The organism is Faecalibacterium sp. I2-3-92 (genome assembly GCF_023347315.1).
GTDB classification, from domain to species: domain Bacteria; phylum Bacillota; class Clostridia; order Oscillospirales; family Ruminococcaceae; genus Faecalibacterium; species Faecalibacterium duncaniae.
On the sequence record NZ_CP094470.1, the window covers coordinates 165,154 to 184,951 of the forward strand.

Annotated in this window: 17 protein-coding genes; 12 read left to right on the plus strand and 5 right to left on the minus strand. The window is 58.5% G+C overall.

Going from position 1 to position 19,798, the window contains the following annotated elements; genetic code table 11:
- Positions 1-109: 109 nt before the first annotated feature.
- On the minus strand, positions 110-1,513 hold the full coding sequence (locus MTP42_RS00760) for an ABC transporter substrate-binding protein (protein WP_249257737.1): 1,404 nt from the start codon (positions 1,511-1,513) through the stop codon (positions 110-112).
- Positions 1,514-1,620: 107 nt separating this feature from the next.
- Entirely contained in the window at positions 1,621-2,814 is a 1,194-nt protein-coding gene (locus MTP42_RS00765; protein WP_249257738.1) for an alpha/beta hydrolase family protein, read from the minus strand.
- Between the two features lie 205 nt (positions 2,815-3,019).
- On the opposite strand from MTP42_RS00765, the gene MTP42_RS00770 reads away from it, so the two are divergent.
- The 7 genes from MTP42_RS00770 to MTP42_RS00800 all read left to right on the plus strand — a co-directional run bounded on the left by MTP42_RS00770 (position 3,020) and on the right by MTP42_RS00800 (position 12,563).
- The gene (locus tag MTP42_RS00770; protein WP_249257739.1) at positions 3,020-3,805 is read left to right on the plus strand and encodes a hypothetical protein; all 786 of its coding nucleotides are present in this window, start codon (positions 3,020-3,022) and stop codon (positions 3,803-3,805) included.
- A 191-nt stretch (positions 3,806-3,996) separates the two neighbouring features.
- The gene (locus MTP42_RS00775) at positions 3,997-5,649 is read left to right on the plus strand and encodes a histidine kinase N-terminal 7TM domain-containing protein (protein WP_249257740.1); all 1,653 of its coding nucleotides are present in this window, start codon (positions 3,997-3,999) and stop codon (positions 5,647-5,649) included.
- Positions 5,634-6,620 carry a sensor histidine kinase gene (locus MTP42_RS00780; RefSeq protein WP_249257741.1) on the plus strand — a complete coding sequence of 329 codons (987 nt, stop codon included), beginning with the start codon at positions 5,634-5,636 and terminating at the stop codon, positions 6,618-6,620. Before MTP42_RS00775 ends, MTP42_RS00780 begins: the two co-directional genes overlap by 16 nt.
- Positions 6,617-7,249: a response regulator transcription factor gene (locus tag MTP42_RS00785; protein WP_249257742.1), complete on the plus strand. Its 633-nt coding sequence runs from the start codon at positions 6,617-6,619 to the stop codon at positions 7,247-7,249. The genes MTP42_RS00780 and MTP42_RS00785 overlap by 4 nt, the downstream gene beginning before the upstream one ends.
- Positions 7,250-7,484: 235 nt before the next feature.
- A complete protein-coding gene (locus tag MTP42_RS00790; protein WP_249257743.1) occupies positions 7,485-7,865 on the plus strand; it encodes a hypothetical protein in 381 nt (126 codons plus the stop codon).
- Between the two features lie 43 nt (positions 7,866-7,908).
- Positions 7,909-8,121, plus strand: coding sequence for a hypothetical protein (locus MTP42_RS00795; RefSeq protein WP_249257744.1), 213 nt, complete (start codon positions 7,909-7,911; stop codon positions 8,119-8,121).
- 71 nt (positions 8,122-8,192) lie between these two features.
- Positions 8,193-12,563 carry a hypothetical protein gene (locus MTP42_RS00800; protein ID WP_249257745.1) on the plus strand — a complete coding sequence of 1,457 codons (4,371 nt, stop codon included), beginning with the start codon at positions 8,193-8,195 and terminating at the stop codon, positions 12,561-12,563.
- Positions 12,564-12,871: 308 nt separating this feature from the next.
- On the opposite strand, the gene MTP42_RS00805 is transcribed toward MTP42_RS00800, so the two are convergent.
- Together MTP42_RS00805 and MTP42_RS00810 are read right to left on the minus strand one after the other, a co-directional pair.
- Positions 12,872-13,351, minus strand: a complete 480-nt coding sequence (locus tag MTP42_RS00805) for a MarR family winged helix-turn-helix transcriptional regulator (protein WP_005928757.1) — start codon at positions 13,349-13,351, stop codon at positions 12,872-12,874.
- A 40-nt stretch (positions 13,352-13,391) separates the two neighbouring features.
- Positions 13,392-15,056, minus strand: coding sequence for a Na+/H+ antiporter NhaC family protein (locus tag MTP42_RS00810; protein WP_117535458.1), 1,665 nt, complete (start codon positions 15,054-15,056; stop codon positions 13,392-13,394).
- 2 nt (positions 15,057-15,058) lie between these two features.
- Between MTP42_RS00810 and MTP42_RS00815 the strand changes: the two genes are divergently transcribed.
- On the plus strand, positions 15,059-15,334 hold the full coding sequence (locus tag MTP42_RS00815; RefSeq protein WP_097769798.1) for a hypothetical protein: 276 nt from the start codon (positions 15,059-15,061) through the stop codon (positions 15,332-15,334).
- Positions 15,335-15,347: 13 nt separating this feature from the next.
- Here MTP42_RS00815 and MTP42_RS00820 read toward each other — a convergent pair whose 3' ends face one another.
- Positions 15,348-15,734: a thioesterase family protein gene (locus tag MTP42_RS00820; protein ID WP_005928748.1), complete on the minus strand. Its 387-nt coding sequence runs from the start codon at positions 15,732-15,734 to the stop codon at positions 15,348-15,350.
- Positions 15,735-15,900: 166 nt separating this feature from the next.
- Here MTP42_RS00820 and MTP42_RS00825 point away from each other — a divergent pair, with 166 nt between their 5' ends.
- The 4 genes from MTP42_RS00825 (at position 15,901) to MTP42_RS00840 (ending at position 19,747) form a co-directional block, all read left to right on the plus strand.
- Positions 15,901-16,656: a YwaF family protein gene (locus tag MTP42_RS00825; protein ID WP_099357262.1), complete on the plus strand. Its 756-nt coding sequence runs from the start codon at positions 15,901-15,903 to the stop codon at positions 16,654-16,656.
- Between the two features lie 232 nt (positions 16,657-16,888).
- Positions 16,889-17,230: an ArsR/SmtB family transcription factor gene (locus tag MTP42_RS00830; protein WP_005928738.1), complete on the plus strand. Its 342-nt coding sequence runs from the start codon at positions 16,889-16,891 to the stop codon at positions 17,228-17,230.
- 79 nt (positions 17,231-17,309) lie between these two features.
- Positions 17,310-17,531 (plus strand): cation transporter, encoded by a 222-nt coding sequence (locus MTP42_RS00835; protein WP_186851160.1) that lies wholly within the window; start codon positions 17,310-17,312, stop codon positions 17,529-17,531.
- 323 nt (positions 17,532-17,854) lie between these two features.
- The gene (locus tag MTP42_RS00840) at positions 17,855-19,747 is read left to right on the plus strand and encodes a heavy metal translocating P-type ATPase (RefSeq protein ID WP_249257746.1); all 1,893 of its coding nucleotides are present in this window, start codon (positions 17,855-17,857) and stop codon (positions 19,745-19,747) included.
- Positions 19,748-19,798: the final 51 nt, after the last annotated feature.

The following is a 19,798-nucleotide window of genomic DNA, read 5'->3' on the forward strand; positions in this document are numbered from 1 at the left end:
AGCACCAATAGAGGGACCCGAAGCCGGGTTCCTCTATTGGTGCTTCACATATATGGATCAAATGGGAGCGGAGTTCAGTTTAAGTTCCGATGCACGCGGGCATCTGTTATCAAACGGAAGTGTCCTGATTCTTTGCGGTAAAGTTGGGATAAACGATACGCTTTGCCCCATCGGCAACCGACTTATCATAGGCGTTGTTGTACCGATCGTTCAGCTCGCTGATGGCCTGATCAATGTCCTTTAGACCAAAAATGCACTGAACCGCCACGGTGGAGTAATCCTCGCCCTCGATGGAAATGGCGGGGCGGATCGGCCAGTTCTGATCATTTGCCCCAATGGCCAGATCCGGCATGGTCTCAATGGAGGCCGGCGGTTCTGCACCTTCCACGGCGCTCTTGATCATGACAGTGCCGAGACCGGCGGTATAATAGGGCCCCATGACCTCATCGCTGTGGAGGAATTCCATGACTTTCCATGCTTCATCCGGGTGCTTTGTGGAGGCATTGATCGCCTTATCGGAGCCGCCAAACCACAGGTTCTGCACACCGTCCGTATTTCCGGACAGGCTGGGGATCTGGCAGCAGTTCCAGTTGATATCCGTGGGAAACTGGCTCTGGTAAACGCCGGGCTCTGCATGGCTCAAGGAGAAATAGAAGGCAATGTTGCCTGCTGCAAACTGGGTGCGCAGGGGGTCAATGTCCAGAGACTCGCTGCCGGGGAATGCCACACCGGTGGAGTACATTTCACGGAACAGCTGCAGGACTTCTCTGTAGCTGCTGAAATCGTACTTGCCGTTCTTGAAGTCAAAGCCATAGCAGGTGCCGCCGCTGACCTGAACCACCGGATCGATGGAACGCATCACTGCGCTCATTGCGGATTTATAGTTGCCGGCAATGCCGTAGATCCCTTCGCCGCTCAGCTGCTTGGTTACCAGCGTAGCATCATCCACCAGCTCCTTCAGGGTCTTGGGAGGAGCAGAAATGCCCACCCGATCCAGCAGATCCTGGTTGTAAAACAGGCGACAGGCAGATGCGGTAAAGGGCAGGGAGTAGATCCCGTCGCCCCAGGAGTTGATGCCCTGCACAAAAGCGCCATCCCAGAAACGTGCCTTGTACTCCTCCGTCATATACGGAGAGAGATCCAGCAGCATCTTCTTTTCGTCCACCTGTACCTCCAGCGGGTCCGTTCCACTGAGCTTGAACACATCCGGTGCAGTGTCGGTGCTGAAGGCGAGATCCAGCATCTGAGAATAGTTGTCGGCATAGACCTGGTAGTCGATATAAATGTTGTCCGAATTGGTCTTGTTGTATTCTTCGATCAGCGGAGTCAGATACGCCTGATCGTGACGGTCCGTGGTCCAGTAAGAGATGGTGATCACGCCGTCATCGCCGCCAGCGGTAGAACTGGCAGCCGCGCTGCTGGAACCGGAGTCCCCACAGGCGGCCAGAGATGCCGTCATGCCAACAACACCCATGACTTTAAGAAAATCGCGCCGGTTGATCTTTTTCTTCATAATATTTCCTCCTCTTTTGAGAACAGAACCTTCTTCTACTGAGAGCATACCAAATCTGCCGGATTTCAGGGAGTAAAATATTCAGTTTTTATGTTCAAAAAATTACTTCAGCCATTGTGAAAATCCAAAAAACGCAGAAACATTGCCCAATCCCATCGGGTAATATCGTGGCCGCCGGTGCGGCGGTGGTATCCAATTCGCCCGGTCAGGTATCCCGAGTCATTGGCAGGCGGCTGGCTGGGCAGAGGAGCATCCCCGAAGAGCTCCCAGGCACAACTGGCGCTCTTTGCACCATTCCACTCTGCATCAGGGTCGCTCCACCGATCCTCAGAGCCGCTGGTTATGTAACACAGCCGTGGTGCCACACAGGCCACCAGCTGGTGCTGATCGAAGGGAAGGGTCTCCTCTTTCCATGCATACTTCTGATAATTTTTGCAGAACCAATGGGGAAATGCTGCCGTGATGGAACCCACCGTCTCACCATGCTTGCCACGGGACACGGCAGCACCAGAGCAGCCGGAATCATTGACGAGGACCCCGCAGACCCTTTCATCCTGTGCCGCACACCAAAGCGCCGCCTTGCCGCCGCGCGAGAAACCACCCACCGAGATTCGGGCCGGGTCGATGCCCGGGTGTTTTACCAGCAGGTCTACCACACAGCTCATCCCAAAGGCCCAGATGTCCAGGGTCCCCCATGCATCGGCAGGTAGTGCATCTGTACTGAGCCCAAAAAGCTTTGCCAGTGGGCCGGGATACTGCGCAGCATCGTCGGGCTGCAATGCACTTGCATAGAAGGTCACGGCTGCCCGGCCCGATTGTACAATCTGTTCAGCAGGCCAGTATTCCTGCTCCGTTTCCTGTTCGATATCAATGAGCGACGGCCCGCCGCTTCCGGCTGGCATATTCCGGAAAAAATTCATGGCCTCTTTGCGCCACGCTTCCGGGGCATTGGCCAGCAGTTTTTCCATCTGATCAGGCCCCATTTTCGGCCCGGGAGAGGCTGTCTTTTCGTGATTGCAAAGGAACAGGACTGCCGGGACCTTCTGCGTTCCCTCCGGACGCACCAGCACCACGGGGAATTCCAGACTTCCCTGCTTCGTTTTCAGACAGATATCCCAGATCTGCCGTATGGCTTTGCATTTTGGCAGATACTCTTCTGACCGCAGGCGTTCGGTCTGTTCATAGGGAACTTCCGGCCGGATGCCGTACTCCTGCGAGCGGAACAACGCGAGCAACGCTTCCCGCCGTGCATTCCAATTCTGCGGAGTCGTATTCTTTTCCAATACCAACGGCAAATTCATCTGATATTCCTCCTAACCGGGGACGGATCATGCCCCTTTTCATCATATCATCCGCAGCAGCATGGCGGGTTGAAAAAATTCAGGAGATGCTTCAAAATACACCGAACCTGATACAGTGATGTCGCTCCGGCCAGCCGAATGACTTATAATGTTTTATATAAACAGATGCCAACGCGGTATCAGGGTACTTTAGTGAGGAATGAACATGAAGCATTTTGAGATCTACAAAAAAGACCCCGCCACCGGCGCTTTGTACCCGGAAGGACAGCGGCGAAAAAAAGGGCTAGCCCGTATCCTGGAGATCGTTGTGCGGGACTTTTGGCAGTTGCTGGGTTCCGGCTTGATCGCCACGGCGGCGGCTCTGCCCTACGGACTCTGTATCATGCTGTTCCTGCCATCCAGTGCTCTGGGACCGCTGATCCTTTCCTGTGTTGTCACCGGCGCTCTGGCCTCTGTCTTCGGGATGAACCTGCTGGATACCATTTTGCGCTGTCTGCGGGATGAGGCCGGTTTTTGGTCTTTCCAATACAAAAAGTCTCTGAAGAACAACACCCTGCCGGCCGCTTTGTTCGGGGCGGTATTCGGCCCGTTATTTGCTGTGGATCTGGCAGGGTTAAGTCTGGCGGTACGCCGCGGCCAAAGCGTGTTTCAGGTCGAGTTTCTGGTGATATCCATAATCTTCCTGCTGGGCTTTGCGCTGAACCTTGCCATCCAGATCCCTCTGATACAGCTCCCTGTATCAGCACTGCTCAAAAATGCCTTTCTGCTGTTTCGGGGCAACCTTGGGTGCTCGCTGATGGCTGTTGCCGCATTGATCGGTTATGCTGCACTGTTTGTTCTGCTGCCAGCCACTTTGTCATTCCTGCTCATCGTCTCCAACCTGTGGCTGCCGATGCTGACAGCAGCATTTCTGCTCTATGGCTGTGTTGAAAGAAATTTTAGCATAGAATCACGGATCCTGCAAGGAAACGACCCGAATCCTTTTCTGTAACCAAACAGGCCTGCTTCGCATCACTGTGGGGTAGGCCTGTCTTTTGTTTATGAGACCACCCGGTTTTGGGATCCCAGCCCAAAAAAGAATGTCGGTTCGTACATTCCCCTCTGCTCTCTGGTAAATTACAGCACGGATGTGATATAATGGAGAAAAACCACCGGGGAACGGCACAAAAGAAGGAGGCTGGCATGATGGGGCAGAGGCAGCGAGAACAGGTTCAAAGAGGCTGTGCGGTGGGCACTGTGGTGCTGCTGGCATGGCTGTGCCGGGTGCTCCCGCTGGAGGGCCTGCCCTCCGGCCTGCAGGAAGCCTGCGGCATCCTCCGGAGCCTGCTGTATCTGAGCCTGTTCGCAGGGTGGGGAATCTCCCTGTATAACCGCACGGTGCATCCGCAGGTGCGGCGGCTGCTGCTGAACGTGGATCTGTTGATGCTGTTCTGGATCATTGTGCGCACCCTGCGGTTCCAGCTGAACACTTCCCCGGGGATGGATCGGATGCTGTGGTACCTCTACTATGCCCCCATGCTGGGAATACCGGTGCTTTCCGTTCAGCTGGTCCTGACGGTGGACAGATCCGAGCGCTACCGCCTGTCCGCCTGGGCCAGAATGCTGTGGCTGCCCTCGGCGGTGCTGCTGGAGCTGGTGCTGACCAACGACCTGCACCAGCAGGTGTTCCGACTGCAGCAGCCCTGGAACGAAAAATACCAGTACGGCTGGCTTTTCGGTCTGGTGGTGGGGTGGATCGTGATCTGCATCCTGCTGGCCTTTGGGATCATCGCCCACAAGAGCCGGAACCCCCGGATCCTCCGGCGGCTGCCCCTGCCTGCCATTCCGATGGTGCTGCTGGGGGTGTACGCGGTGCTTTACAGCCTCCATATCCCCCTGATCAGGCAGTTTCTGGGGGATATGACCATCGTTCACTGCCTGATGACGGCGGCTTCGCTGGAAGGGGGCCTGCGCTGCGGCCTGATCCAGTCCAACACCGGCTATGTGGAGCTGCTGCGCGTCACCTCTCTTGCGGTGCAGCTGGTGGACCGGCAGGGCAACGTGTACTGCTGCTCCGAGAATGGCCGCATGGTGGACCGCCGGGAGCTGCAGGCCGCCATGCATGGCACGGTGCAGCTGGACGAGCACACCCTGCTGCGCAGCGCACCGGTGCAGGGCGGCTATGTGATGTGGCAGACAGACATCACCGAGCTGGTGGAAAACATGGAGCGCCTGAAGGAAAACCGCACGGAGCTGGCAGAGCGCAACTATCTGGAACAGCAGAACTACGAGGTGGAGCGCAAGATCAACGCCCTGCGGGAGAAAAACCGCCTGTACGATCTGCTGCAGCGCCAGCTGGCCCCCCAGATCATCCGGATGGATCAGCTTCTGACTCGATACCGCGCGGCCCCGGAGGCGGATAAGCGGCAGCTGCTGGGGCAGGTGGCAGTGCTGGGCGCTTACCTGAAACGGGGTGCCAACCTGATGTTTCTGGCCCAGCAGCACCGGTATGTGCCATCGGCGGAGCTGCGGTACGCGCTGGAGGAATCCATCAGCAGCCTGGAGCTGGCCGGGGTGGAGTGCGCCATGGAGGTGACCCACGGGGTCCGGCTTCCGGCAGAGGCGGCAGCGGCCTGTTACAGCCGGTTCGAGTCGGTGGTGGAGGGGGCGCTGGGGCAGCTGGATGCCCTGTTCGTGCGGGCCATCTGGAAGGATCAGCGGCTGAACCTTTATCTTTCGGTGGAGACCGGGGCAGACCTGAAAGCCGCCTGCCCCGCCGCCGTGCAGGAGGCCCCGGGCAGCTGGGTGCTGAACGATCACTTTGAAGGAGGTGCCCCGGAATGTGGAACAAACTGAAGCAGTGGCTGCACCCGGACCACATCACCCGCAGCTCCATCAAGGAGGGCTTTGACGACCTGCCTGCGGCGGTGTGCTACTTTACCCCGGACGGCATCATCCGGCTGTGTAACCGGCAGATGTTCCGGGTCTACCGTGCCCTCTCCGGCCGGGATCTGCAATCGCTGGAGGAGCTGCACCAGCAGGTGTGGGCCCCCACCCATGGCCGAAGGGTGGACGGCAAAAATCCGTCCTTTGTGCTGCCGGACGGCACCTGCTGGCTCTACTCGGAGCAGACCGTGTTCGGGGAGGGGGTCCGCCCCCATGTGGAGTGCATCTTTTCGGAGGTGACAGACCTGCAGCGCCAGCGGCAGGAGCTGCTGCGGCAGAATCAGGAGCTGCTGCGGATGAACCGGGAGCTGCGCCGGCTGTCGGAGAATGTGCAGGAGATGACCCGGGAAAAAGAGATCCTGGAGTTCAAGACCCGGCTCCACGATGAAATGGGCTACGGCCTTACGGCGGTGCGGCAGTGCCTGCTGCAGCGGAAGGACCCGGCGGAGCTGGAAGCCTCCCTTGAACAGATGAACAAGGCGGTGCAGCTGTTTCGGAAGGACAGTGAGACCCCGCCGGAGGAAAACGAGTGGGATGTGTTCGTGGAGGACGCGGCCCAGCTGGGGGTCACGGTGGCCCTGCAGGGGCCCATGCCCCGGCAGCGCCAGCAGCTGCTGCTGACCATTGCCCGGGAGTGCATCACCAACGCGGTGCGCTACGCCGGGGCCAACCGGCTGGAGATCACCATCACCCCGCAGGGCGGGGGCCAGCGCTGGCAGTTTGAAAACGATGGCCCGCCCCCCGCAGACCCCACCATTACGCCGGGCGGAGGGCTTACCGCCATCCAGCGCCGGGTGATGCAGGCGGGCGGCACCATGGAGGTGCAGGCCCGGCCCCGCTACCGGCTGTGTGTGAACCTGCCAAAGGAGGAAACGATATGACCAGCGTTTTGATCGTGGAAGACCAGCGGATGCCCCGGGAGAACATGGAGCACCTTGTGGAGGACAGCGGCCGCTACCGCCGGGTGGCCTCCCTGAGCACAGCGGAAATGGCACTGGCCCAGTGCGCTCGGCACACCGTGGATCTGGTGCTGATGGATGTGTGCACCAAGGGCAGCCGGGACGGCATTGACGTGGCGGCAGAGATCAAGGCCCGGCACCCGGAGACCAAAGTCATCATCATTACTTCCATGGTGGAGGAAAGCTACCTGAAACGGGCAAAGGCCGCCGGGGCCGAGAGCTTCTGGTATAAGGATGTGTCCCCGGAGAGCCTGCTGGAGGTGATGGACCGCACCATGGCGGGGGAAAGCCTCTACCCGGACCGCACCCCGGAGACCCGCCTGGGGCAGGTCAGCAGCACCCAGCTCACCCCCCGGGAGATCGAGGTGCTGCGGCTGGTGTGCGAGGGGCTGGAATATGAGGAGATCGCCGCAGAGCTGGGCATCTCCTCCCGCACCGTGAAGCGCTTTGTCTCTTCCCTGCTGGAAAAAACCGGCTACTCCAACCGCACCCGCCTGGCCATTGCTGTCACCAAGAAAAACTTCATCCTCCCCCATCTGGAGGAGGAGTGAGAAACCTCTCCCCCCTGCAAAGGGGGGCTTTTTTTATGCGCATTTTGCTCCCAAAAGTGCCAAATTGTGGAACGCGCCGGAAATACTGGAAAAACTTTGGGCAGAACACCGAAAAATTTTCACAGTTTTGTCCCTTATGGCCCATGCGGAGCCGCGGGGCGGTGTGGTATCCTTGATACAGTAAAACGTTCTGCATCCATGTGGCGAGACACTGCCCGGAAAGGAGGCCGTGGACATGAAATGTGTCGTAGTCGATATGCGCAACAGGCTCTTTGGCGATGCGATATCGGGTTCCCTGCAGCACTTTGACGCAGGGTTCCGGGTCTACCAGACCGAAGGAACCGCTGCGGAGGATCTGTGTGCGGACACCCATGCCGATGTTCTTGTTGCAGAGGTCACGGCCTACCCGCCGTGGCGGCTGGAACAGCGGCTGGACCTGTGCCGGAGGCTGCGGCAGGGGCTGCCCGGCTGCCGGGTGGCGCTGGTGGTAGATGAGGTGTGCGAGCCTCAACTGGCGGACCAGGTGCGGCGGGCGAAAAAGGACGGTCTGATCGACGGGTTCTTTTACAGCTCTGTCTCCTCCGACTATCTCTCTGCTATGATCGATGCCCTGTGAACCCTTGAAACAAACAGCATGATTCTGGAAAGGAGCAACTACCATGACGAACAAGAAACTGAAGATGGCGGCAATGTCCGTGGCCCTGACCGCCTGTGTGGCCGCAAGCCCTCTGGCAGCAAACGCAGATGCTCCGGAAGCAGCTCCGGGAGAACCGAAAACGGAGCCTGTGGCGGAGGAAACCGAAACCAAGAAAGAGGAAAACACCGCAGAACCTCAGGTCAATCTGGAAGCGAAAACGCTCAGGAGACCCTGAAGGATGCGGAAGTCAAATACAATAAAGACAACTCCACGACCAACCCTGACGGCTTCCAGAAGCTGGATGGCGTGATCGTGACCAACCCCGAGGGCGGCGGTGAGACCGGCGGTGAAACCGGCGGTGAGACCGGCAGCGAGACCGGTGGTGAGACCGGCAGCGAGACCGGTGGCGAGACCGGCGGTGAGACCGGCTCCGGTGAGACCGGCTCCGGCGAGACTAACCCCAACCCAAACCCCAACCCCAACCCTAACCCCGGCAGCGGCGAGACTGACCCCAACCCCAACCCCGACAGCGGCGAGACCAAGCCCGGCGGCGAAACCGGCGGCGAAACTGGCGGCGAAACTGGCGGCGAAACTGGCGGCGAAACCGACACCAAGCCCGGCAGCGGCGAGACTGACCCCAACCCCAACCCCGGCTCCGGCGAGACTGGCTCCGGTGAGACCGGCGGCACGACTGAACCCGAGCAGAAAAAGCCCGAGGAAGTGGTGATCGGCACCGCTGAAAAGACCGAGAAGTCCGAGACCAACGTGGAGACGAAGCCCAACCCCGGCGCAGAGCCCATTGTGGACACCACCACTCCTCCCACCGTGGAGAAGAACCCGGACGGCTCCACCACCATCACCCAGCCCACCGTGACCCCCGGCAAGGAGACCACCACCACCACCGGCAGCGGCACGGCCACGGGCAATCTGAACGAGAAAGAGGAAGAAGTCAAAGAAATCGATCTTGACAAGGAGCTGGGCGAGAACCCGGACATCAGCTGGGATATCAAGCAGGGTGATAAGGCAGTTGAGGGCAAGGACTACACGGTGCAGGAAGTCAAGAACGATGGCAACAAGCAGACTCTGGTGCTCCGCAAGGAAGATACCAAGACCGCTGAGATGACCGCTGAAGACATCGCCAAGCTGGTGGATGCCGACAAGCTCACCATGAATGAGAATGGCACCTATACCCTCACCCGGACCGAGACCATTCTGGACGCAGAGGGCAACCCCCAGACCCGCACCACCTACATCACCATTCGGGACAACAAGGTCACCACCAAGACCACCACCGAGCTGACCATCACCCGGAAAAAGGCAGAGCAGGATGGCAGTGAGCGGGTTGATTTTGAGGTGAAATACCCCGAGATCACTGTTACCAATAAAGAGAACTCTGAGGAGAAGCAGACCATCTCCCGTGAGCTTCTGGATACCATCCTCAGCCAGAACCCGAAGGAAGACGGCAGCTATGAGTACACAGATAAAGACGGCCAGAAGTATGAGGTCAAGGTCGATGGGACTGCCGAGAAACTGAACAATGAAGAGATCGTTGCAAGACTGCAAAAAGACGGCCACACAGAGTATACTTTGGGTGCGGACGGCGAGATCTACTACACCACCCCGCACAAGGAGAAAGTTAAGCTGGACGTAACACAGAACGAGCTTCTCCGCCGGAGCCTCACTTATAAAGTGACTCTGAAGACCACGGAGAAGGGCGACCCGGGAACCGCCGGTGAGCAGGATGCTACGGAAAACGCCCGGAGAGATGCCACCCGGGATGCCCTGACCAAGGCAGTGGACGCTTTGGGCGTTGATGAGGCTACCGCCAGCCAGCTGAAGGCAAAAATCAGCGGCCTGCCCATTACAAAGGAGCAGCTGGACAACGGCGACACCTTTGAGGTGACATTGGAAGACGGCAAAAAATACACCCTGACCTACAGCGCCGCTGAGGCAAAGGTTACGAGCACCCCCACAGAGGACAAAACCAACACCGGCAAGAACCCCGAGGACATCGACGATGTGTACAACAACACCGTTACCGGCACGGCGTATGTGACAGGCTCCAAGATCACCTATCAGGCAGGTGCAGAGTATAAAACCACCGGTATGGACACACTGGGGATTGGTGCTGATTTCACCACGGCTCCGGAGGGCGCAACTGCTGTTGAGCGGGATGGTCTTGACCGGATCACCAGCTATAAGGATAAACAGGGCAATACCCATAGCTTTGAGTATGATGATAATGTTGACCTGGAACACCTGTCTCCCGAAGAAAGAGCAGAACTGGATAAGGCTGCAACAAAGAACGGCTGGACTACGAAAGACCTGACCGCAAACCTGACCCGGGTGCGCTGGACGGTCAAATCCCCCGATACCACGGAAACCAAGACCGAGAACATTAATAGGCCGCCGGTTGACCTGTCAGAAGAGAAGAAGTGGAGCAGCAGCCAGAACAGTAGCGATGGAACGTTTAACTTTACTGATCTTAAACCCAACGGAACGACCTATACAGGGATGAAGCTGGATAGCACGGATGATGAAGCTGGAACCAAAACCTACAAAAAGACCGAAGCCAATGGCACTGTGACCATCATCACCGTTACCACCCGGCAGTTGGGCAAGGAAGAGATCAAGGCTAAGTTTGGAAGCAACTTTATCAGCTTGAACCTTGAAGATAAGACCGTTACCTACAAGGGAGAAGATGGCAAGACCTACACGGCAAGCTACGTTGCTCAGGAAGAAAAACTGACTGTGGAAGTCCAGAAGCCGGACGTGGTTGCAGCCACCGGCAGCACGGACGAAGAAGCCCAGAAAGCGTTCCTCGAGAAGCTGGAAGAAGCCCGTAAAGAAGCTGAGAAGAACCATGAGACCCTTGTCATCGAGTACACTAAGAACGGCAAGATCGAGACCCTGAAAGTTGACCACACAATGGAATGGGAAGAAGTTTCCATGGTAGTGGGACATGTGGTCAACTATAATGCCATGACCGATGCCGAGCTGACTACGTACCTGAATGAGCTGAAAAACACCGCCCAGGAGGACGGCAAATACTACACCGGCTCCACCGATTGGGATGGAACGCCTTACTACTGGGATGATGCCAGTGGTAAGATGCAGCGTGTTCCTCCGGAGAAGAAGATTGATCAGAGGTGGTACGGAGACTATGTAATAATCGACGGTGAAGAGCATAGAGTCCACTATAACAGGAACGACATCGACCACCTTGATCTGGCAACGGATTCCCATCTGACCCTGTCGGAGAAGGAGAAAGACGGAAAGGCGAAGACCGATGACTGCGTCCTGCTGAACCCCACGCTGAAATGGAGCGAGAGTGCAGAAACGCTTGTAAAGGGAGGAGGCACACAGGCGAACTTTGTGGATCGCATCACCTACGACCACGAGAATGACAACAATCCAAGCACCGGCCACTACGAGTATCCCCGTGCCAGCTGGGATGAGAAAACGTCCGCAAAAGATGACAACGCCCCCACAAAGAGCGTTTTCTACAAGGTCGAGGGCAAGGTGGCTTACGGCAAACTGGGCGATGCCTATGAGAAAGCGCCTGGCGAGCGGGGTTATGCGGCCGCTAAACAGAGAGCAGAGGCTGACCTGAAAAAATATATAGCAGATCATCCGGAGCTGGACCTGAGCAAGGCACAGGTCGTTGAGATCTACAAGGACCAGACAAAGGGCGGCGGCAAACGCTACTACCAGATCTACCTGTACCAGTCGGACCTGACGGCCTACGGCTATATGTCCGATGACAACAACACCTGCGGCAATGCACTTTTCGAACCGGGCAGTAAGAGTAAGTTCAGCTACATTGGCGGTTACGACCTGACCCTTGGAGACCTGACCCAGACCGATGAGAAGCACGTGGTGGCCATGGGCAAGAACACGACCGCCCTCTCCGCAACCTTTAAGCGCAGGAAGCTGGAAAACCTGACCAACAGAGAACTGCGCTACACCCCCATCTCCGAAACGGTAACCGTTGTCACCCCGGGCGAAGAAACTACGGGCAGTGAACTTTCCGGCAGCTACAGTGCCGACTACAGCAAAACAGCAGATTACAGGGACGAACAGCAGCAAGGTGGCATTGAAGGCACCGGCACCGGCTCCTACAAGAGCTTTACCAACCTGCTCCACAACGTCTTTAACGGTAATGGTACCGGCACCGTGGAAGGCGGCTTTATCAAGTACGTGTACCACTCCGAGAAGGACAAGGAAGGCAACCCCGTGCCGTTTGAGGCAGAGCAGATGGTGGTGACCACCAAGCAGGATGCGGAAGTGCACTACACCTTTACCTCTCAGGAGAGCCGGGATGTGTGGATCAAGGGCTACACCCAGACCGTGGTGCCGCCCGTGAACCCCGGCCCCGATTCCCCCGAACTGCCGCCGGTGGAGGACGCAAAGCCCGCCCCCGCCCCGGCTCCCGCCCCCGAGGCTCCGGTGCTGCCCGTGGTGCAGGATGCAAGACCTGACCCCGCTCCCGCCCCGGCCCCCGCTCCCGCTCCTGAGACCCCGGTGCTCCCGGCGGTGCAGGATGCCAAGCTGATCCAGACCGGCACCAGCGGCTGGCTGGCAGACCTGATGCTGGGCGCAGGCATGGTGCTGTCTGCAGCGGGATATTGGATGGAGCGCAAGCGCAAGGCCATGTTCTACAAGTCCCAGCACTGAACCCCAACCCCCAAAGGCCCCAGGCAGCCACCCCGCTGACCCTTTGGGCCATGCATCACATTCCTTAACGATTCCCCCAAAAAGTTACTTTCCAGAATCTCCTGCCAATCGCTATTCCCTGAGGCAGCGGGCCCGCACGCCGCTGCCTCGCCCCGGAGGGTCCCGCAAGCCCTCCGGGGCTTTTTTTGTTGGCCGCATGGCCCGTTCCGGCAGAAAAAAACAGGGCTGCTCCACATCTCTGTGGGGCAGCCCTGTCTGGCTGTGCGGGGTCGGCGCACGGGCTTCCGGGGTTTCCGGAAGGGTGCGGCTCAGCGCGCGGTTTTCTTTTCCTCCGGAGCCTCCGGGTTGTTTTCCAGGTTCAGCTCGGGCATCAGCTCGTTGCTGATGATGGTCAGCATCTGTTCCAGCTTCTTCACGTCCTCTTTGGGGAAGCGCTTGTTCACCCGCTGGACCACCGTGCTCAGGTAGGAGTAGCTGATGTTGTAGTAGTCGATATACTTCTGGGTGGGCCGCAGGTGATACTCCCGGCGGTCGGTGGTGGACTGGATCTTTTCCACATAGCCCTTGCGCACCAGCGAGCCGATCTTATACGCCGCGTTGGGGGTGGAGATCTGCATCATCCGGGAAAACTCCGCAATGGTGGGCTCCCCCATGGCCATAATGCCCTCCATGCAAAAGGATTCCACCGTGGTCAGGGTCGCCTCACGGGTGGCAAAGCGCTGGAACACGTTCTGGTAGAAATGGAGCTTGAACTTGGTATAGACATCGTTGAATGCTTTTTCCAGCATGGTACGGTCTCCCTTCGAACACTCAATTTCCTTTAGTATATCACGCTTTGGTCTTTTTGCCCAGCTTTACGCGCAGAATGTTCAGCACCACCAGCTCCAGCACAATGGCAACGCCCAGCAGGATCAGCGAGGTCCACAGGCTGGCGCTGCTGCCCAGGAACATCTGGGTCAGGCCGGTGATCACATAGCACGCGGCAGAGCAGGAAGCGGCGGTAATGGCGTAGGGCAGCTGGGTGGAAACATGGTTCACATGGCTGCAATGCGCACCGGCAGAGGCCATGATGGTGGTGTCGGAAATGGGAGAGCAGTGGTCGCCGCACACAGCGCCGGACAGGCAGGCCGCAATGGAGACCACCAGCATCTCGCCCTGGGGGAAAGCGTGGCAGACAATGGGGATCAGGATGGAGAAGGTGCCCCAGGAGGTGCCGGTGGCAAAGGCCAGGAACACCGCCACCAGGAAGATGATGACCGGCAGCAGGTACTGCAGGGCGGCAGCGGAGCCGCCCAGCAGGTTGGCAACGTAATATTTTGCACCCAGCAGGTTGGTCATGCCGGAAAGCGTCCAGGCCAGGGTCAGGATCAGCATGGGGCTGACCATGGCCTTGAAGCCCTCGGGGATGCAGGCGGCAAAATCCTGGAACGTCATCACGCTGCGGACACGGTAGAACACAAAGGTGAACATCAGGGCAATGCTGCTGCCCAGCACCAGACCGGCGGAGGCGTTGCAGTCGGAGAAGGCGGTGATGAAGTCCACGCCCTCAAAGAAGCCGCCGGTGTAGATCAGGCCAAAGATGCAGGCCGCGATCAGCACCAGCACCGGGGCCACCAGATCAATGACATGGCCGTGGGCATCGTCCTCGGCATCCACATCGTCGCCGTAGGGGCGGTCGGCCGTGGTGAAAAGGTCACCGGCCCGGGCGTTGTCCTCGTGCTGCTTCATGGAGCAGTAGTCCGTGCCCGTGAAGATGAGGAACAGGCTCATCACAATGGTCAGCAGGGCGTAATAGTTATAGGGGATGGTGCGCAGGAACATGGTAAAACCGTTGATGCCGGAGCCCTCGGGCACGCTGGAAGTAACGGCGGCGGCCCAGCTGGACACCGGCGCAATGATGCAGATGGGCGCGGCGGTGGAATCAATGAGGTAGGCCAGCTTTGCGCGGGAGACCTTCTGCCGGTCGGTCACGGGGCGCATCACAGAGCCAACGGTCAGGCAGTTGAAGTAGTCGTCCACAAAAATGAGCATACCCAGAATCAGGGTGGCAAACTGCGCCCCGGCCCGGGTGTGGATGTGGGTGGAAGCCCAGCGGCCAAAGGCGGCGCTGCCGCCGGCCTTGTTCATCAGGGCCACCAGAATGCCCAGCATCACCAGAAAAACCAGAATGCCCACGTTGCTGCTGTCAGAGAGCTTGGCAACCATGCCGCCGTCCTCGTTGAAAAACAGGGTGTTGAGCGCCAGCTCCAGGTTGCCGTTGGCAAAGAGCAGCGCGCCGGTGGCAATGCCCACCAGCAGGGAGGTGTAGACCTCCTTGGTGTTCAGGGCCAGCACAATGGCCACCACCGGCGGCAGCAGGGAAAGCATGGAGCTGTACACCGCGGGGGCGTAGCTGGCCGGGTCGGCAATGGTGCCGGGGGTGGCTGCGGTGCACCACAGCAGCAGGGCAAACACCAGCAGTGCCCCCACCCAGGAGAGATTTGTCTTTTTCATAAATGATTCCTCACTTGATTTTTTGTCCCGGCCCGGGGCAGACTATCCCTATTGCAAACGGAAAGGGGGCCGCCGCCACGCCGGATTATAAAGCGCTGTATTTTGAGCTGTTCCGCGCCAACGAACAGGCCATCCGCCTGCTGACCGCCGCCCAGCAAAAGGCGGAAGCGCAGGTGATGGAAGAGGACAGAGTGCCGCTGTATCTGCACGGTCAGCCTGCCCACAATGCCAAAGGCTCCCCCTTTGGGGGAGCTGGCAGCGCCAACGGCGCTGACTGAGAGGGCGAGGCCGTTACCCCTTTTTGCTCTCTGCCTTTGCGGCAAACTTGGCGTTGTTGATGATGAACCGCTCGTGCACGCCGCCGCCCACAGGGCCTTTCTCGTCGTGCAGGGAGACCTTGAACACCAGCTTGCGGCCCTCCACGGCGGTCAGCTCACTCTCGCAGGTCACGGTCATGCCCACAGGGGTGGGGGCGCTGTGCTCCAGCTCCAGCCGGGTGCCCACGGTGCCGCAGCCCTCGTCCAGCGCGGCGGCAACGCTCATCCAGCAGGTCTTTTCGGCCAGTGCCACCAGCGCGGGGGTGGCAAACACGTCCAGCGTGCCGCTGCCCATGGTCTTTGCGGTGTTCTCGGAAGTAACGGCGACACTCTGCTCGCCGCGGATTCCAGCTTCCAACATAAAAATACATCCTTTCCAGATGCCCGAAGGCGAAAATTTAGAAATACATTGTTAGAATACCACACTTTTGGCACAGATGCACCTGTTTGGGCGTTTTTTTCTGCAAATCTCTTTCTGTTTGGCGCAATTTGCGGTATCATTGGCCCGAAAGGGATGGAAAAAAAACATGAACGACTTCTGGAAATCCTACGATATCACCCATGCGGAGCTTGGCCCGAACTTCCGGTGTTACCCGCTGTACGGTAAAATCCATTTGATCGAGCTTGCCCTCTCGTTGGTGTTCATTGTGGGGATGGCCCTGTGGTACCGCCGCAGCTCGGCCTCTGCCCGGCGGCGCATCCTCGTGGGCGTTACCATTGCCCTGCTGGCCGATGAAGCTGCCCTGCTGCTGGGCATGGCTCTGACCGGTCAGTGGAACTGGAGCTATCTGCCTCTCCATCTGTGCAGCATCAATGTGTTCGTCTGTCTGTACAATACCCTCACCGATCAGAACTGGTGCAAGGAGGAACTCTATGCCCTCTGCATCCCCGGTGCGGCGCTGGCTCTGCTCTGCCCCAGCTGGCTGGACGTGCCCTCCTGGTGGACGCTCATCAATCTGCACTCGATCAGCATCCATGCCCTGCTGGTGCTCTACCCGGTTCTGCTTGTGGTGAGAGGCTACCGCCCCAGCGCCCGCCGTGCCCCGCAAGTGCTGGCTTTTTTGTTTGGCTCTGCCCTGCCTATTTACTTCTTGAATAAACCACTGAATACCAATTTCTACTTTCTGAACAATCCCTACGGCAATGTCATCACCAGTGCGTTTACCCGCCTGCTGGGTGAAAAATACTATATTCTGGGCTTTCTGCCCGCCATTGCGGTGGCGCTGTGTCTGATGTATCTGCCGTGGGTGGTAGCGGATGCCCGGCACAAAAAGAGAAAATAAGTGCTTTCTGCAAGCTGCCTTGTCCCCACCGGGCAGGGCGGCTTTTTGTTTGCCCAAAACGCCTGCTGTTTGCAAATTAAAACTGCAAATTTCTTGCGTTTTGCGGTTTGTTTTAACTATTTTGAAAAGTGGACAGAAATCTTTGCAAAACCCCTTGACAGAAGCTCTTCTGCATGATAACATGAACACATGAACAGACGTTCATGTAAAACGCGGCAAAAGGAGAACGGACATGATCGGATTGGAGCAGATGACCCCGGCGGGGCAGGAAAACACGGAACCGGTGGTGATGCCGGATGACGAGGTGCTGTATGAGCTGGCCGACCTGTTCCGGGTGTTTGGCGACTCCACCCGCATCAAGATCTTATATGCGCTGCATGACAATGAGCTCTGCGTGCAGGACATTGCCAATGCGGTGCAGCTGAGCCAGTCGGCAGTGAGCCACCAGCTCCGGGTGCTCAAGGACACCAAGCTCGTGCGCTTCCGCCGGGATGGCAAAACCGTTTACTATGCACTGGATGATGACCATGTGAGGAGCATCCTCTCGATGGGCATGGACCACATTGAGGAGTAAACGGAAAACGCAGTACAAAGCCTCCGGGCGCACAAGGCGCGCCTGAGAGGCCCATATAAAATAAAGAGAGGTACCTATGATGAAGAAGACCTACAAGATCGAAGTTGACTGCGCAAACTGCGCCCAGAAGATGGAGGATGCCGCCAACACCGTTGCAGGTGTGGCACAGGCTACCGTCAGCTTTATGACCCAGAAGATGAAGGTTGAGTTTGCTGAGGGTGCAGACCCCCACGATACCATGGTGAACGTTCTGACTGCCTGCAAAAAGGTCGAGGACGACTGTGAGATCTTTGATATCTGAGGAAACAGGGGTTTGTAACTCCGGTGCGGCTCCCCTGCGGGGGAGCTTTTTGTGACGCATTTTTCGGGCAGAGCGGCCCCAAAGCCGGTGTGGGAAACTGTGGAAAAGAAAACGGGTTTTCAACAGTTTCCACCGGGTTTTCAACAGCCTCCGCGAAAAAGTGCAAAAAGAAACGCGAAAAAGTAGGTTTTCTCCGGGAAAAGTCCGTGGAAAACTCAGGGGAAAACGTGGAAAAGTCTACCCCGTGGGGAAAACCTGTTGAATCCACCCCGCCCGCCGCGGCGCATTGCGGCCCAGAACCCAGAAAAAAGGAGAGTACAGATATGAATAAAAAGCAGAAGAAGAACCTGTACCGGATCATTGCTGCTCTGGTGCTGGTGCTCATCCTCAAATTGCTGCCCCAGTTCCCCACGCCGGTGGAGCTGCTGCTCTACTGCATCCCCTATCTGGTGGTCGGCTGGGATGTGCTCCGCAAGGCACTGCTGGGCATCAAGAACCGCCAGCCCTTTGACGAGTGCTTCCTGATGGCCGTTGCCACCGTGGGCGCGTTTGCGCTGGGCGATTATGTGGAGGGCTGCGCCGTTATCATCTTCTATCAGATCGGCGAGCTGTTCCAGAGTGTGGCCGTGGGCAAGAGCCGCCAGAGCATTTCCAGCCTGATGGATATCCGCCCCGATTACGCCAACGTTGAGGACGAGGACGGCAAACTGGAGCAGGTGGACCCCGATGATGTGGAGGTGGGCACCGTGATCGTGGTCCAGCCCGGCGAGCGGGTGCCCATTGATGGCATCATCGTGGAGGGAACCTCTGCCCTGAACACTGCCGCCCTGACCGGCGAGAGCCTGCCCCGGGATGTCCGCTCCGGCGATGAGGTCATCAGCGGCTGCGTGAACATGACCGGCCTGCTGAAGGTCCGGACCACCAAGGAGTTCGGCGAATCCACCGTTTCCAAGATCCTCGACCTTGTGGAAAATTCCAGCATGAAGAAGGCCCGCACCGAGAACTTCATCACCCGCTTTGCCCGGGTCTACACCCCCGCTGTCTGCTACGGCGCACTGGCGCTGGCCTTTGTTCCCCCCATCGTTCTGCTGCTGATGGGCCAGCCCACCCGCTTCGGTGACTGGGTCTACCGCGCCCTGACCTTCCTGGTCATCAGCTGCCCCTGCGCTCTGGTCATCTCCATCCCGCTGAGCTTCTTCGGCGGCATCGGCGGCGCGTCTGCCTGCGGCATCCTGGTCAAGGGTTCCACCTATCTGGAGGAGCTGGCCCGCACCGGCATCGTGGTGTTTGATAAGACCGGCACCCTGACCCAGGGCACCTTCAAGGTGGTGGGCATCCACCCCGAAAACGGCGTGACCGGGGATGCCCTTGTGGAAGCCGCCGCTCTGGCCGAGAGCTGGTCCAAGCACCCCATCTCCCTGAGCATCAAGAACGCTTACGGTAAGGACATTGACCCCAGCCGTGTGACCGATGTGCAGGAGCTGGGCGGCCACGGTGTGACCGCAAAGGTGGACGGCAAAACCGTCGCCGCCGGCAACGCCCGCCTGATGGCAAAGCTGGGCCTGACGGTTCCCGAGATCACTGAGCCGGGCACCATCGTCCATGTTGCCATGGAGGGCAGATACGCAGGCTATCTGCTCATCGCCGATGTGGTCAAACCCCACAGTGCCGCTGCCATCAAGGGCCTGAAACAGGCTGGTGTCCGCAAGACGGTCATGCTGACCGGCGACGCAGAGCCTGTGGCAAAGGCCGTTTCCGCCGAGCTGGGGCTGGATGAATACCATGCAGGCCTGCTGCCCGGCGACAAGGTGGACCAGATCGAAACGCTCCTCGCCGCAAAGCAGCCCAAAGAAAACCTCGCTTTTGTGGGCGACGGCATCAACGATGCCCCGGTTTTGTCCCGTGCGGATGTGGGCATCGCCATGGGTGCTCTGGGCTCCGATGCTGCCATCGAGGCCGCTGATGTTGTCCTGATGGACGATGACCCGGCCAAGATCGCGCTGGCCATGCGCATTGCCCGCCGCACCCTGCGCATCGTGTATCAGAACATCGTGTTTGCTCTGGCAATCAAGTTCGCCTGCCTGGTGCTGGGTGCGCTGGGTCTGGCCAGCATGTGGACCGCCATCTTCGCCGATGTGGGCGTGATGGTGCTGGCTGTGCTGAACGCCACCCGTGCCCTGTACACCAAAGATCTTGCAAAAAAGAATGTGCAGTGACCGTGCTTTCTGCCCCCGCCTGAGCGCTGATGCCCCGGCGGGGGCTTTTCG